This is a genomic window from Janthinobacterium sp. TB1-E2 (assembly GCF_036885605.1).
GTDB classification, from domain to species: domain Bacteria; phylum Pseudomonadota; class Gammaproteobacteria; order Burkholderiales; family Burkholderiaceae_D; genus Janthinobacterium; species Janthinobacterium aestuarii.
In genome coordinates, this window is sequence record NZ_CP142523.1 from 2,315,024 (window position 1) to 2,329,425 (window position 14,402).

General features: G+C 62.5%; 11 protein-coding genes. 8 read left to right on the forward strand and 3 right to left on the reverse strand.

Features of this window, described 5'->3' with window-relative positions; all coding sequences use genetic code 11:
• Positions 1–61: 61 nt before the first annotated feature.
• Entirely contained in the window at positions 62–1,336 is a 1,275-nt protein-coding gene (locus OPV09_RS10480; protein ID WP_034758463.1) for a maltoporin, read from the reverse strand.
• Between the two features lie 310 nt (positions 1,337–1,646).
• Here OPV09_RS10480 and OPV09_RS10485 point away from each other — a divergent pair, with 310 nt between their 5' ends.
• The 8 genes from OPV09_RS10485 to OPV09_RS10520 all read left to right on the forward strand — a co-directional run bounded on the left by OPV09_RS10485 (position 1,647) and on the right by OPV09_RS10520 (position 11,312).
• Positions 1,647–2,951 (forward strand): ABC transporter substrate-binding protein, encoded by a 1,305-nt coding sequence (locus OPV09_RS10485; RefSeq protein ID WP_034758460.1) that lies wholly within the window; start codon positions 1,647–1,649, stop codon positions 2,949–2,951.
• Positions 2,952–3,045: 94 nt separating this feature from the next.
• Entirely contained in the window at positions 3,046–3,906 is an 861-nt protein-coding gene (locus tag OPV09_RS10490; protein ID WP_338681568.1) for a sugar ABC transporter permease, read from the forward strand.
• Positions 3,907–3,916: 10 nt separating this feature from the next.
• The gene (locus OPV09_RS10495) at positions 3,917–4,735 is read left to right on the forward strand and encodes a carbohydrate ABC transporter permease (RefSeq protein WP_338681569.1); all 819 of its coding nucleotides are present in this window, start codon (positions 3,917–3,919) and stop codon (positions 4,733–4,735) included.
• Between the two features lie 15 nt (positions 4,736–4,750).
• Positions 4,751–5,797: an ABC transporter ATP-binding protein gene (locus OPV09_RS10500; protein WP_338681571.1), complete on the forward strand. Its 1,047-nt coding sequence runs from the start codon at positions 4,751–4,753 to the stop codon at positions 5,795–5,797.
• Position 5,798: 1 nt separating this feature from the next.
• The gene (locus OPV09_RS10505) at positions 5,799–7,274 is read left to right on the forward strand and encodes a mannitol dehydrogenase family protein (protein ID WP_338681573.1); all 1,476 of its coding nucleotides are present in this window, start codon (positions 5,799–5,801) and stop codon (positions 7,272–7,274) included.
• Positions 7,275–7,289: 15 nt separating this feature from the next.
• The gene (locus OPV09_RS10510) at positions 7,290–8,207 is read left to right on the forward strand and encodes a helix-turn-helix domain-containing protein (protein WP_070306093.1); all 918 of its coding nucleotides are present in this window, start codon (positions 7,290–7,292) and stop codon (positions 8,205–8,207) included.
• Positions 8,208–8,262: 55 nt separating this feature from the next.
• Entirely contained in the window at positions 8,263–9,189 is a 927-nt protein-coding gene (locus OPV09_RS10515) for a helix-turn-helix domain-containing protein (RefSeq protein WP_046684811.1), read from the forward strand.
• Between the two features lie 71 nt (positions 9,190–9,260).
• Positions 9,261–11,312, forward strand: a complete 2,052-nt coding sequence (locus tag OPV09_RS10520) for an esterase-like activity of phytase family protein (protein WP_338681581.1) — start codon at positions 9,261–9,263, stop codon at positions 11,310–11,312.
• 102 nt (positions 11,313–11,414) lie between these two features.
• Here the strand turns inward: OPV09_RS10520 and OPV09_RS10525 are convergent, their stop codons facing one another.
• On the reverse strand, positions 11,415–13,499 hold the full coding sequence (locus OPV09_RS10525) for a prolyl oligopeptidase family serine peptidase (RefSeq protein WP_425324036.1): 2,085 nt from the start codon (positions 13,497–13,499) through the stop codon (positions 11,415–11,417).
• Between the two features lie 118 nt (positions 13,500–13,617).
• Positions 13,618–14,325 (reverse strand): glutathione S-transferase family protein, encoded by a 708-nt coding sequence (locus tag OPV09_RS10530; protein WP_338681582.1) that lies wholly within the window; start codon positions 14,323–14,325, stop codon positions 13,618–13,620.
• Between the last annotated feature and the right edge of the window lie 77 nt (positions 14,326–14,402).

The following is a 14,402-nucleotide window of genomic DNA, read 5'->3' on the forward strand; positions in this document are numbered from 1 at the left end:
CTTTTTTCGGGGTCAGACCCGTTGGGTCTGACCCCAGCCTTTGCTTCTGGGTTGTTTCAGCTTAAAACCAAGTTTCCACTTGGAAACCATACGACGTGCCGCTGGTATTGTTGTTATAGATCGGGCCGCCGTTGTTCGACGCATTGACCGAGGCGGTCGCCGCATCGTTCCACTTGCCGTAGGTAACAAAAGCGCGCAGTTCAGGGCGCGACCACAGGCCAGGACCGGCGGAGATCGTCGGTGCGATGGTCAGCTTGGTCAGGCGCTTGGCTGGCTGGCCGCCCGATTGCGTCACGCGGTCCGTGCCCAGTTCGCCCACCAGCTTGAAGTTGTTGGTGAACGCGTACACAGGACGCACGCCGACCGAGGTCCAGGTCGAGGAACCGGTAGCATTCGACTCGTCTTTTTGCCACAGGGCGACAAATTCCATGCCGAAGTTGGCCATCGGCTGGATCGCCATGTCATTGAAGACGCGCGTACGCTTGCGGTCCGAACCGAAACCGGTGTCGCCCGAGGCGCCGAACTGGCCGTTGCCGGCACCGCCGACGCCAGGACCGACGCCGTACTGCACGCCGAAGGTGTTGCCGCCGCCGAAGACTTTCGCTTGACGGTGGAATGCCGACAGCTGCCAGCCATTGTGCTTCTGGCCAAAAGCGTCGTTGTCCTTGCCTTCGCCGATGATGTAGGTCGCGGCCAGGTCCAGGGTGCCGTTTTCATTGACGGGAATCTCGCCGTAGATGAAGTTCTGGCGCACGGCGGACTTGGTGCTCACGACGCCGGTCGGCGACACGGTGTTGATGTCGTTGTCCTTGAAGAAGGCGTACGAGAATTTACCTGGGCCAGCAGGAATACGGTCCAGGCCGGCGCCCGTGCCGTTCATGTTGATGTATTGCAGATCCAGCATGTGGATGTCAGGACGGTAGTAGAAGCGTTTACCGATCCAGGCCGTGCCGCCGTTCAGGAAATCGAGTCCCTGCGCTTCGACATAGGCTTTGACGATGCCCAGTTTGTTGTCGCCGAAATCCGAGTTTGGCGCGTAAGCGTTGACCCAGATCGTGGCCAGGTAGTTCACGCCGCCGGATTGGGCAACGGACTTGGTGTAGCCGAATTCCGTGTAGGCGTCGCACTCATTGCCCAGACGATATTTCATGGTGTTGCCACCGAGGCCGAAGCAGCCTTGCGAACCGCCGTCACCCGAAGTATTGCTGCCGGCGCCAGCGCGCAGGTAGCCGTGGAAGCCTTCGGCATCGGATGGGTACATCGGGTCGGCCATGGCGGAAGCGCTGGCGATGGCCAGCAGCAGGGCAGGTAAAGTTTTCAATGCAGTGCGATTCATGCGGTCTCCAGAAGAATGTTGGTGGTAGCGGTGATGCCCCGGAAGGCGGCCACCGCACACGGTCTAATGCCGAAAACCAAGTCTAGCAGCGCTTTTTTGACCACCCTGATACAAAACGTGCAAGTACTGATACTTTCTTTCAGAGTGTTGTTTTTGTCACATATCGATACTCTTGCGCATGGCGGGCTTGCAAAAGAGTATCGAATTGCGGTTTTGGAGTATCAGAAAGTATCAAAGGCCGGTGCTACATTGTGGTCGTGGTGCCAAGTAATCGGGCATTGCCAACGACAAAAAACACTGGAGACACACAATGAAACGTTCCGCCATTGCCGCGCTGATCGCCGGCTGCCTCAGCTCGTCCGCTTTTGCCGCCACCGACCTGGTCATCGCGACCGTCAACAACGGCCACATGATCGAAATGCAAAAGCTCGGCAAGTTCTTCGAGCAAGCCAATCCCGACATCAAGCTCAAATGGGTGACCCTGGAAGAGGGCGTCTTGCGCCAGCGTATGACCACCGATATCGCCACCAAGGGCGGCCAGTTCGACGTGATGACCATCGGCCTGTATGAAACGCCCATCTGGGGCAAGAAAAACTGGCTGATTCCCATCAAGCCGGACGCCAAATACGATATCGACGACTTGCTGCCCGCCATCCGCGAAGGCCTGTCCGGCGACGGCAAGCTGTACGCGTCGCCGTTCTATGGCGAAAGCTCGATGATCATGTACCGCAGCGACCTGGTGAAAAAAGCGGGCGTGACGATCGAGGACCGCCCGTCCTGGAACCAGCTGCGCGACGTGGCGGCCAAGCTGCACGATCCGGCCAACGGCGTGTACGGCATCTGCCTGCGCGGCAAGCCGGGCTGGGGCGACAACATGGCGCTGATCACCACCATGGCCAATTCCTACGGCGGCCAGCTGTTCGACATGAAATGGAAGCCGCAATTTACCAGCAAGCCGTGGAAGGACGCGGTCACCATGTACGTCGACCTGATGAAGAAATACGGCCCGCCGGGCGCGGCCGCCAACAGCTTCAATGAAAACCTGGCCCTGTTCAACCAGGGCAAGTGCGGCATCTGGATCGACGCGACGATCGCCGCCTCGTTCATCACGGATCCCAAGCAAAGCAAGGTGGCCGACAAGGTGGCGTTTGCCCAGTCGCCCGTCGGCGTGACGGAGCGGGGCGCCAACTGGCTGTGGATCTGGTCGCTGGCCATTCCTTCGAGCTCCAAGCACCCAAGTGAAGCGCAGCGCTTCATCAACTGGGCCACGTCGCCCGACTACGTGAAACTGGTGGCCAAGGAAACGAGCTGGGCCAACGTGCCGACGGGCACGCGCAAGTCGACCTATGCGAGCCCCGAGTTCCAGAAAGTGGCGAAATTTGCCGCCGCCGAAGGCAAGGCCCTGGCCACCACGCGCGCCGTGCAAAGCACTTTGCCGCCATCGCCATATGTAGGCGTGCAATTCGCATCGATTCCCGAATTCCAGGTAATCGGCGTGGCAGCCGGCCAGCAGATGGCGGCGGCATTGCTGGGCAAGGTGACGGTGGACCAGGCGCTGGAGTTGTCGCAGCAGACGGCTGAGCGTGAGATGCGTAAAGGCGGGTACTACAAGTAGGCCTGCTGCATAGTTTGCGTACCCCAACGGCGTAAAGCAGGGGTCAGACCCGCCGGGTCTGACCCCAGATTTCCCCTTGCCCCAAGAGAACACTATGAAACGCATTATCCCCCGGACTTTGCTGACGCCGGCCGTGGTCGCCGTCTCCGTCATTTCCGTGATCCCGCTGCTGATCACCTTGTATTACGCGTTCGTGCGCTATTCCATGCTCGATCCGAGCGGCCATCCTTTCCATGGCCTCGCCAATTTCCACTTTTTCTTTACCGATGCTTCGTTCCTGCCGGCCTTGCAGAACACGTTTACCCTGCTGTTTTCCGTGATGCTGGTCACGGTGGTGCTGGGCACGGCGCTGGGGCTGTTGATCAATGAAGCGTTCCCGGGGCGCGCCATCGTGCGCGTGCTCCTGATTTCGCCTTTCCTCATCATGCCGGCCGTGAATGCCCTGATGTGGAAGAACATGCTGCTCAATCCGATCTACGGCCTGTTCGCACAAATCAGTATTTTCTTTGGCGCCACACCCGTCGACTGGCTGTCGGCCCACCCGCTGTTTTCCATCATCATGATGGTCTCGTGGCAATGGCTGCCGTTTGCCTGCCTGATCTTCATGACTGCCCTGCAATCGATGGACCGGGAACAGCTGGAAGCGGCGCGCATGGATGGCGCCACCTATCTGCAGCAGTTGCGCTACCTCTACATCCCCCACCTGGGCCGCGCCGTCTCGGTGGTCCTGATGATCGAGATGATTTTCCTGTTGTCGATCTTTGCGGAAATTTTTACCACGACGGGCGGCGGTCCCGGCTTCGACACGACCACCATCACCTTCATGATCTATCAGCAGGCACTGCTGTCGTATGACGTGGGAGCGGCCTCGGCCGGCGCCCTGTTCGCCGTGCTCATCGCCAACATCGCCGCCTTCTTCCTGATGCGCGTCATCGGCAAGAATCTGTCGAAATAAGGAGACCTTGATGCATAGCAAACTCAATTTGTATGGCCGCACAGCCGCCGCCTGGCTGTTCGCGCTGCTGCTGTTCTTTCCCATCTTCTGGCTGGGCCTGATGGCCTTCAAGACGGAAGGGCAAGCCATTTCCACGCCGCCGCTGCTGTTCTTCACGCCCACGTTTGACAGTTTCCGCGAAGTGCTGGCGCGCGACAATTACTTCGGCTACGCGTGGAACTCGCTGTTTACCAGCGTGCTGTCGACGGCCATTGGCCTCTTGATCGCCATTCCGGCCGCGTATTCGATGGCGTTCTTTCCCACGAGCGGCACCATCGGCTTGCTGAAATTCATGCTCAGTTCGCGCTACATGCCCGGCGTGGGCGCGCTGATGCCCATCTATATCTGCTACCAGTACTTCGGCCTGCTCGACACGCGCATCGGCCTGACCACCATGTTCATGCTGATGAATTTGCCCATCATGATCTGGCTGCTGTACACGAGCATGAAGGAGCTGCCGCGCGAAATCCTCGAAGCGTCGCGCATGGATGGCGCCACCGTGTGGGATGAATTCCGCCACGTCGTGCTGCCCCTGTCCGTGGGCGGCATCGCGTCCACGGCGCTGGTCTGCATGGTGTGGTCGTGGAATGAATCGTTCTGGTCGCTGAACCTGGGCGCATCCAACGCGGGCACCCTGGCCTGGCTCATCGCTTCGTATTCCAGCCCGGAAGGCCTGTTCTGGGCCAAATTGTCGGCCGCTTCGCTGATGGCGATTGCGCCCATCATGGCGCTGGGCTGGTTCTGCCAGAAACAATTGGTCCAAGGGATGACCTTTGGCGCTGTCAAGTAAATTTAGGATCACATCATGGCTTACCTTCAACTGAGCAATATCGAAAAATTCTTTGGCGAGCACCGCGCCATCAAGGGCATCGACCTGGAAATCCAACAGGGCGAGTTCGTCGTCTTTGTCGGACCGTCCGGCTGCGGCAAATCCACCCTGCTGCGCCTGATCGCGGGCCTGGAACCGATCGACGGCGGCAAGCTGTCGCTCGACGGGCGCGACATCACGGCCCTGCCATCGTCGAAGCGCGACCTGGCGATGGTGTTCCAGTCGTATGCGCTGTACCCGCACATGACGGTGTTCCAGAACATGTCGTTCGCGCTGAAGCTGGCCGGCGTCGATCCCGCCATCATCCGCGAGAAAGTCGACAAGGCGGCCGCCATCCTCGACCTGGGTAAATACCTGGAGCGCACGCCGAAGGAACTGTCAGGTGGCCAGCGCCAACGTGTGGCCATCGGCCGCGCCATCGTGCGCGATCCGAAAGTGTTCCTGTTCGACGAACCGCTGTCGAACCTCGATGCGGCACTGCGCGTGCAGACGCGCATCGAGATCGCCAAGCTGCACCGCGAACTGGGCGCCACCACCATCTATGTCACGCATGACCAGGTCGAAGCGATGACCCTGGCCGACCGGGTCGTGGTGCTGCGCGACGGGCAGATCGAGCAGCATGGCTCGCCATTGGAACTGTATGACCGTCCCGCCAACCGCTTTGTCGCGCAGTTCATCGGCACGCCCAGCATGAACGTGGTGCCGGCCGATGCGGCGCCACAGTTGCTGGCGCAAGCGGGCAGCGTGGCGCAGGCCGACGGCTTTGTCGGCATCCGCCCCGAACATGTGCACCTGGGCGCGGCGCAGCCGGGCAGCGTGCCCGTCACTGTCGACCTGGTGGAGTCCTTGGGTGTGGAAACCCTGACCTATGTGCGCTTGCCGAACAATGTGCAGGTGGTCTCGCGCGGCGCCGAGCGCAGCAGCCTGCAGCCGGGCCAGCAGACGCATCTGACGTTCGAGCCGGGCTTCGTCCATTATTTTGACCGCGCCGGCAAGACCTATGCCGCCGCAAAGGGAGTTTGAAATGAGCGCCATTGAACTGAAACAGACGAACCTGGCCAAGCTGGCAGGGAACGTGGCCGTGCCCGCGTATGTGCGCGAGACGCTCGTGCCCAGCATCGTGCATATCGGCGTGGGCGGTTTTTTCCGCGCCCACCAGGCCGTCTACCTCGACGATTTGCTGGCCTTGCCCGGCAACGTGGAATGGGGCTACTGCGGCGTGGGCTTGCTGGCGATTGATGCGGCCATGCGCGACGCCATGCGGGTGCAGGATGGCTTGTACGCGGTGGTCGAGCGCAGCGCGGCCGGCGATCGCGCGCGCATCATCGGCTGCATCGGCGAATACCTGTATGCGCCCGACGACCCGCAAGCCGTGCTGGAAAAGCTGGCCGACCCCGGCACGCGCATCGTCGCACTGACCATCACCGAGGGCGGCTACTATGTGAACCAGGGCACGGGCGAATTCGATGCGCAACACCCCGACATCGTGCATGAACTGGCGCATCCCGAAGCGCCGCGCTGCTCGTTCGGCTATCTGGCCGCCGCGCTGGCCCTGCGCCACCAGCGGGGACTGGCGCCGTTTACCATCATGTCCTGCGATAACCTGCAAAACAATGGCGACGTCACGCGCAAGATGCTGCTGGCCTTTCTCGCCCTGCGCGACCTTGAGCTGGCGCGCTGGCTGGCCACCGATGGCAGCTTCCCCAACAGCATGGTCGACCGCATCACGCCGGCCACCACCGATGAACACCGGGCGCTCGTGCGCGACAGCTTCGGCATCATCGATGCCTGGCCCGTCGTGTGCGAGCCATTCCGCCAGTGGGTCATCGAAGACGAATTCCCGCAGGGCCGGCCGGCCTGGGAAAAGGTGGGTGCGCAGATGACGCACGACGTGCTGCCATATGAAAAGATGAAGCTGCGCCTCTTGAATGCCAGCCACCAGGCACTGTGCTACATCGGCATGCAGCTCGGTTACACGTTTGCGCACGAAGCGATGAACGATCCTGGCATCCGCGCGCTCGTGCGGCGCATGATGGATGACGAGGTGACGCCGCTGCTGGATGAAGTGGAAGGCATCGACCTGGCCCGCTATAAAGATACGCTGATCGAGCGCTTTTCGAATCCGGCCGTGCGCGACCAGCTGGCGCGCATCGGCACGGAAGGTTCCGCGCGTATCCCGAAATTCGTGCTGCCCTCCGTGCGCGAAGCGCTGGCCAAGGGCGGCGCCATCAAGCTGCTGGCGTTTACCGTGGCGTGCTGGTTCCGCTACCTGGAAGGCCATGATGAGCAGGGGCGCGAGATGCCCCTGAACGACCCGTATGCGGTGCGTCTGCGCGCGCTGGCGCTGCAGGGCGGCGCGGACGCCGCGGCGTTGCTGTCCCTGCGCGAGCTGTTCGGCGACTTGAGCGACACACCGGCGTTTGCGCAGGCGGTGGCGCAAGCTCTGGCCAGCCTGTATGGACTGGGTGCGCGCGGGGCGCTGGAACAGATCGTCGCCTGACGGGGAGGGCGCGCCATGCCACGCAAGGCCGATGCCACACTGCCGCAGATGGAGCTGGAACAGCAGCGCGACGCCACGCCCGGCTTCGAGCCGAAAGGCAGTTTCGGCTTCATCCGCTACCTCGAGCACGGCTTTCCGAATGCGCTGGTGCGCTGGCATTACCATGACGAGTACGAACTGCACCTGATCGTCGAGAGCAGCGGCAAGGTCTTTGTCGGCGACTATATCGGCCAGTTCACGCCTGGCCACCTGGTGCTGACGGGGCCGCGCGTGCCGCACAACTGGGTCTCGCTCGACACGCCGCCCGAAGGCGTGGCCTTGCGCGACATGGTGGTCCAGTTTTCGCATGCGCCGCTGGCGTCGATGGCCGCCGCCATTCCTGAATTGAAGGATGTTTTTCCGCTGCTGCAGCGCGCCTTGCACGGCGTGGAATTCTTTGGGGTCAGCGAGCTGTCGCTGCGGCGCTTCCGGCGCATCCGCGACAGCAGCGGCCTGCCGCGCTTCATCGAATTTCTGACCTTGCTGGGCGAGCTGGCGCAGACCAGCGACTACCAGCTGCTGTCGACGGTGCCGATGCAGTCGAGCGACGACGACGTGGCGTTGGCGCGCATCAGTTCCGCCATCAACTTCATCGTGCACAATTACAGCAGCCAGTTCTCGCTGAAGCAGCTGGCCGAGCAGGTGGACATGCCCGAGCGGACGTTTTCGCGCTTCTTTCGCCACGCCACGGGCAACAGCTTCACAGACTTCGTCAACCGCCTGCGCATCAACAAGGCGTGCCAGCTGCTGATGGAGACGGAGCGCTATGTCAGCAACATCTGCTACGAGGCGGGGTTCAATAACGTGGCCAATTTCAACCGCCGTTTCCTGGAATTGAAGGGCATGACGCCGAAGGAATTTCGCCAGCAGGCGCTGGGCCGCTTTGGCGAGTGACGCTTTTTGAGGTACATTGGATGGCACAGGCGGGGACAGTCTGGGAGAGACAAGCATGGAATACCGATGGCAGAAGGACAGCGAGCGCAAGGCGCCCGAACTGGAACGCGAAAGCTACGACGGCATCATCAATTACCTGGAACATGGCTATCCCAGCTCGCGCGTGCGCTGGCACTGCCATGAAGAGTATGAGCTGCACCTGATCGTCGCCACCAGCGGGCGATTGTTCGTGGGCGACTATATCGGCGAATTCTCACCGGGCCACCTGGTGCTGACGGGACCGCGCCTGCCGCACAACTGGATATCCAACGTGATGCCGGAAGGCGGCGTGGCCCTGCGCGACATGATCGTGCAATTCGCCCATGCGCCGCTGGCCGGCGCCGCGCGCGTCATTCCCGAATTGCGCGAGCTGCTGCCGCTGCTCGAGCGCTCCAGCTATGGCGTGGAGTTTTTCGACATGGGCCACGAGGCCGAACAGCATCTGGCGCGCATCCGCGCCACGCACGGCGCCGAGCGCTTCGCCGAATTCGTGCAATTAATGAGCAAGCTGGCGCGCACGGCCAACTACCGCTTGCTGTCGAGCGCCTCCTTGCGTTCCTACGACGATGATGCCACCCTGGCCAAGGTCAATGCCGTCCTCAACTACATCACGGACAATTACCGCGAGCCGATTTCGGCGGAAATGCTGGCCGAGCAGGTGGGCATGTCGCTGAGTAAATTCTCGCGCTTCTTCCGCAAGGCGACGGGCAACAGCTTTACGGATTTCATGAACCGCCTGCGCATCAACAAGGCTTGCCAGCTGCTGATGGACACGGATCAATACGTATCGAATGTCTGCTACGACGTGGGTTTCCAGAACGTGGCCAACTTCAACCGCCGCTTTTTGCAGGTGAAAGGGGTCACGCCCAAGGAATTCCGGCGCCAGGCCGATGGGCGCTTTGGCGGCATCGGCGGGCCTGTTGCGGATACGCCACCACCGTAATGCCTGTCATGGGCTTGTCACTTTGAACAGTTATCCTCCACGGCTTCAATCCCACCCTAGCCGAGGAATGCATGAAGACTGCCGTAACGTCCACCCCGAAACTGACCCTGCTGGCCATCGCCGCCGGCCTGGCCCTGGCCGCCTGTGGCGGCAGCGACAGCCACAATGAGCCGGCCAAGCCCGTGGCGCAGACGGGAGTGTTCCTCGACGGCGCGGTGGAAGGGCTCGATTACGTGGCCGGCAGCACGGCCAAGGCCAGCACCAATGCCAAGGGCGAGTTCATTTGCAACCCGGGCGATACGGTCGCCTTCAGCGTGGGCGGCCTGGCCCTGGGTTCGGCCCCATGCGGCCCCGTCGTCACGCCGCTGGCGCTGGCCGCCAGCACCAACGTGGCGGACGACAAGGTCGTCAACCGCCTGCTGGCGCTGCAATTGCTGGACGAGGACAGCGATCCGTCGAACGGTATCAAGCTGACGGCGGAAGTGAAGGCCGCGCTGGCCGGCAAGACCTTGGACTTTGCCGCCGTCCCGGCCGTCTTCAACGCGGCCCTGTCCGCGCATCTGGCGGTCGTGGGCGCGAAATTCGCCGGCCGCACGGTCGATGCGGAACGCCGCGCCCTCGCGCGCGAGCATTTCGAAGATACCCTGGCCTCGAAAGCGGGCGCGCCCGTCAACGAGGCGCTGACTCAAGCCAACCCGGTCGGCGAAGTCAAAGTGACGGTGACGCGCTATCAGATCCAGGCGGACAGCAAGTTCTACGTGCCGTACGAAGGCGCGAACGCCAAGATCAAGGGCGAATTCCCGAACGGCTTTTTGCCATCGTATGGTTCGGGCCTGGCCTACAAGGGCAAGAATGCGGCGGGCGACCTGGAATTCTATGGCTTGACGGACCGCGGTCCGAACGGCGACGGCCCGCTGGTGCCCGATCCATCGGGCAAGGGTACGATCGGCAGCAAGATCTTCCCGTCGCCGAGCTTTACCCCTTCGTTCGGCGTGCTCACGGTGGGCAAGAACGGTGCCGTCCTGAGTTCCTCGACGCCGATTAAGGTGTCGGCCACCGTCAACAGCTCGGGCTTGCCCGTGCCTGTGGGCGCCGTCGGCAATTCGGCCGAGATTCCCGTCATGGATGCGATGAAGTTCGACGCGGCAGGCAAGGCTGTCTTCAATGCCGGCGGTCTTGATTCGGAGTCCATCGTCGTCGATACCAAGCGCAACGCGCTGTGGGTGTCCGACGAATACGGTCCGTTCATCGTCAAGATCGACGCGGCCACGGGCATCATCCAGGCCAAGTACGAGCCGGGCAAGGGCTTGCCGGCGCTGTTCGCCAAGCGCCGCGCCAACCGCGGCATGGAAGGCATGACGCTTGATACGAGCAACGACAAGCTGTATGCGTTCCTGCAAAGCCCCCTGTCCGATGGTACTGCGCCGTATTCGGTGACGAAGAAGAATGAACAGGTCGAGCGCTTCGCCCGCTTCACGCGCTGGATCGAATTCGACCCGGTGACGGGCACCAGCGGCAAGATGTATGCGTATCCGCTCAATGCGGCCGACTACCAGGATGGCCGCACGGGCAACGCCAAGCTGGGCGACATGGTGGCGCTGGGTGGCGGCAAATTCCTCGTCATCGAGCAGGGCGCCGCGCCGTCGGGCAAGGTGTTCAATAAACTGATGCTGGTCGAACTGAAGGGTGCCACGGACATCGCGGCCGCCGCCTTCAACGCGGCGACGTCGGACCTGGAAAAAAGCAGCATGGGCGGCGCGGCCGTCAATGGCGCCGATTGGGCCGCCGTCACGCCGCTGAAGAAAACCATGCTGCTGGACTTGAACGCTATCGGCTGGGCGGCGGAAAAGGCCGAAGGCCTGACCCTGATCGACGACTCCACCATCGCGCTGGCCAACGACAATGACTTCGGCCTGAAAACCAAGGTCTTTGACGCGAATGGCGTGGAAGTCGATGGCGCCGACGTGACCAAGTGCACGGTCGATGCGAACGGCACCATCGTCACCAGCAGCGCGGCCGGCTGCAACGCCGCCAACACCATCCGCGTGGCCCGCGGCGACGACCGCGAACGTCCAAGCCGCTTGTGGATCGTGAAGTTTGCCAAGGCGCTTAATACGTATTGATGTAGTTTGATGGACGTAAAAAAGCCGCAGGCGTGAGCTGTGCGGCTAGCGTAGAACTGGGGTCAGACCCGCCGGGTCTGACCCCTGATTTTGCTTTATTGGCTATTTTTTCGTGTAGGTATTCAACCAATCCAAAACGGTGTGATGCCACAGCAGCGAATTGGCCGGTTTCAGTACCCAGTGGTTCTCGTCCGGGAAGACCAGCAGCTTGCTTGGGATGCCCTGGCGCTGCAGGGCCGTGAAGGTGCCCAGGCCTTGCGCGGTCGGGATGCGGAAATCGAGGTCGCCCTGGACCACCAGCATCGGCGTCTTCCAGTTTTTCACGAAGTTGACGGGGTTGAACTGCTCGTGCTTGGCCGGTGCGTCGTAGTACGGGCCGCCGTTTTCCCATTCCGTGAACCACAGTTCTTCCGTCGCGTAAGCCATGCCGCGGTTGTCGAATACGCCGTCGTGGTTGACCAGGCACTTGAAGCCGTCCGGCCAGTTACCGGCGATCCAGTTCATCATGTAGCCGCCGTACGACGCGCCCAGCGCGCAGCTGCGCTCGCGGTCCAGCCATGGGAACTTCTTGGTGGCCGCTTCCAGGCCCTTCTGCAAGTCGACCAGCGGCTTGCCACCCCAGTCGCCGCTGATGGAGTCCGTGAACTTCTGGCCATAGCCGGTCGAACCGTGGAAGTCGATGAAGACGGTGGCGTAGCCGGCGCCCGCATACACTTGCGGATTCCAGCGGTAGCTCCAACTGTTGCCGAAGCTGCCTTGCGGGCCGCCGTGGACCAAAAAGGCGATTGGATATTTTTCACCGGCCTTGGCATTCCACGGCTTCATGACGTGGCCGTAGACGGTCTCGCCATTCGCGCCGGCGAACGAAAACTGTTCATATTCGCCGAAGCGCACGTCGGCCAGGGCTGCCGCGTTCTGTTTCGTCAACTGCACCATCGGCGCGGTTTCCGACTTGGCGTCGAGTTTGCGCGTGTACAGCTGCGCGCCCGATGCCAGGTTGGCTTGGGCCAGCACGATGGTGTTGCCGCGCACGTCGAAGTCGCCCACGGCGCCTTTGCCCGTCAGCGCATTGACCTTGCCGCTGGCCGCGTCGATGTGGAACAGACGGTGCTGGCCCACGTCATCGGCGGAAACGAGGAAAGCCTTGCTATCCGGCGTCCAGCGGAAGTCGGCCACGGAGCGGTCCCAGTCGTCGGCCACGGTGCGCTTCTTGCCGGTGGCGACATCCATCAGCACCAGACGAAAACGGTCCGCTTCGAAGCCCGGCTTGGTCATGGCGACATAGGCGAGGGTGCGGCCATCGGGTGAGTAGGTGGCTTTCGCGTCCCAGGCCGGATTGTCGGCCGTGAGGTTGCGCGGCGCCTGGCCGCCGGCGGCGGGAATCGTGTAGACGTCGAAGTTGGTCGACCACGATTCCGTGCGGCCGGCCACGCGCACGGAGAAGGCCACTGTCTTGCCGTCCGGGCTGAAGTGGTATTCGCCGTTGTCGCCGAATGGTTTCGAAGGCGCGTCGCCGTCGAGGGTGCCGCTCAGGCTGACGGGTGCGGCGCTGACCTTGCCGGTCGAATCGATCGGCGCCGAGTACAGCGCATTGCGGCGGCCATCGGCCCAGGTATCCCAGTGGCGCACGAACATCTGGTCGTAGGCCATGCCGCTCGCCTTGTTCTTGGCTTTGTCATCGAGGCGCTTCTTCGTGCAGGCGAGGTCCGCGCAATCGAGGAAGACGCCCATGCTGAAGGCCAGGCGGTCGCCCTGCGGCGACAAACGGTAGGTGTCGACGTCCAGCGCCAGGTCGGTGACCTTGGCCGCTTCGCCGCCGTTCAGGGGCAGCTGCCACACTTGCGATGAGCCGGAACGGCCGGAGAGGAAGTAGATGGCGTCGCCGTTCGGCGACCATTGCGGGTCGCTGGCGCTGGCATCGCCGCGCGTGAGCTGGCGTGGCGCCGCGTTCGGCGCGCGCAGGTCGATCATCCACAGCTGCGTGTTGCCACGGTTTTTGTCCAGGTTGGTGGTGCGCACCGTGTAGACGACGCGCGTGGCGTCCGGCGACAGCACGGGGCTGCCCACGCGTTCCATGGCGACCATGTCTTCCACGGTGAAACCGCGCGGCGCGGCCAATGCAGGCACGGCGGCAGTGGTGGCCATGGCGGCACTGAATGCTCCCAAGAGCAGCAGACGTAAACTCATTCAAACTCCCGTTTTATATTGCGACGTTATCGATATGGTATTGACGTGGCCGGCTGTACCGCCGGCAGCCCGACATCATAGCAATAAAGACGCGCCTGCTGCGGGAGTTGACCGCCGATTAGCCGGCCTTTGCTGCCAGTTGGTCGAGCGCCACGTGCCCGAGGAAACCGCCCCGGCTGGCGGCCGGCAAGCCGTCTTCGATGGCGTGGGCAAAGCGGATGCCGGGGTCTTGTTCCAGCGCGGCCAGCACGCGCGCCGTGTTCGGATAATCGGCCAGGCTGGCCAGTTGCAGCGGTTCGGCCCAGCGCGCCGTGGCGGCCAGGTAGGCGTCGGCGATGGTCGGCGCCGTGTCCGATGCCAGCCAAGTGCGGCCCTCGAGCAGGCGCTCCAGGTGGGCCAGGCTTTTGTTCACCTTCTCGACGGCCATCTCGCGCCAGACGGCCGCGCGCGCATCGTCCGGTGCCGCGCGCGCGGCCTGGAAGGCGGGCATGAAGGCCGCGTGAAACGTCGTGTGCAAAAAGGACAGCACGCTGTTGAGGCGGTCGTAGTCTGGCGTGCCTTGAGCAAAGCCCAGGCCGCTGCCTGGTGCGCGGGCGGCCAGGTGCAGCAGGATCGCCATGCTTTCCAGCAGCGGCGCACCCGTGTGCGTGAGCAGGGCCGGCGTCTGGCTCAGGGGATTGATGGCGAGAAAGGCCGGATGCTGCTTGCTGGCCGGGTCGCGCGCTTCCACGCGAGCCAGACGATACGGCAGGCCGCTCCATTCGAGGGCGGCGATGGCGGCAAACGAGCAGCCGAAGGGCACGCTGTAGATCAGGGTGGTTTCCATGCTGGACTTCCGTATGAGCTGAGGGAAGGGCAGTCTAGCCGCTATGGTTACTATTTGGAAGAAGGCAGAATAATGTG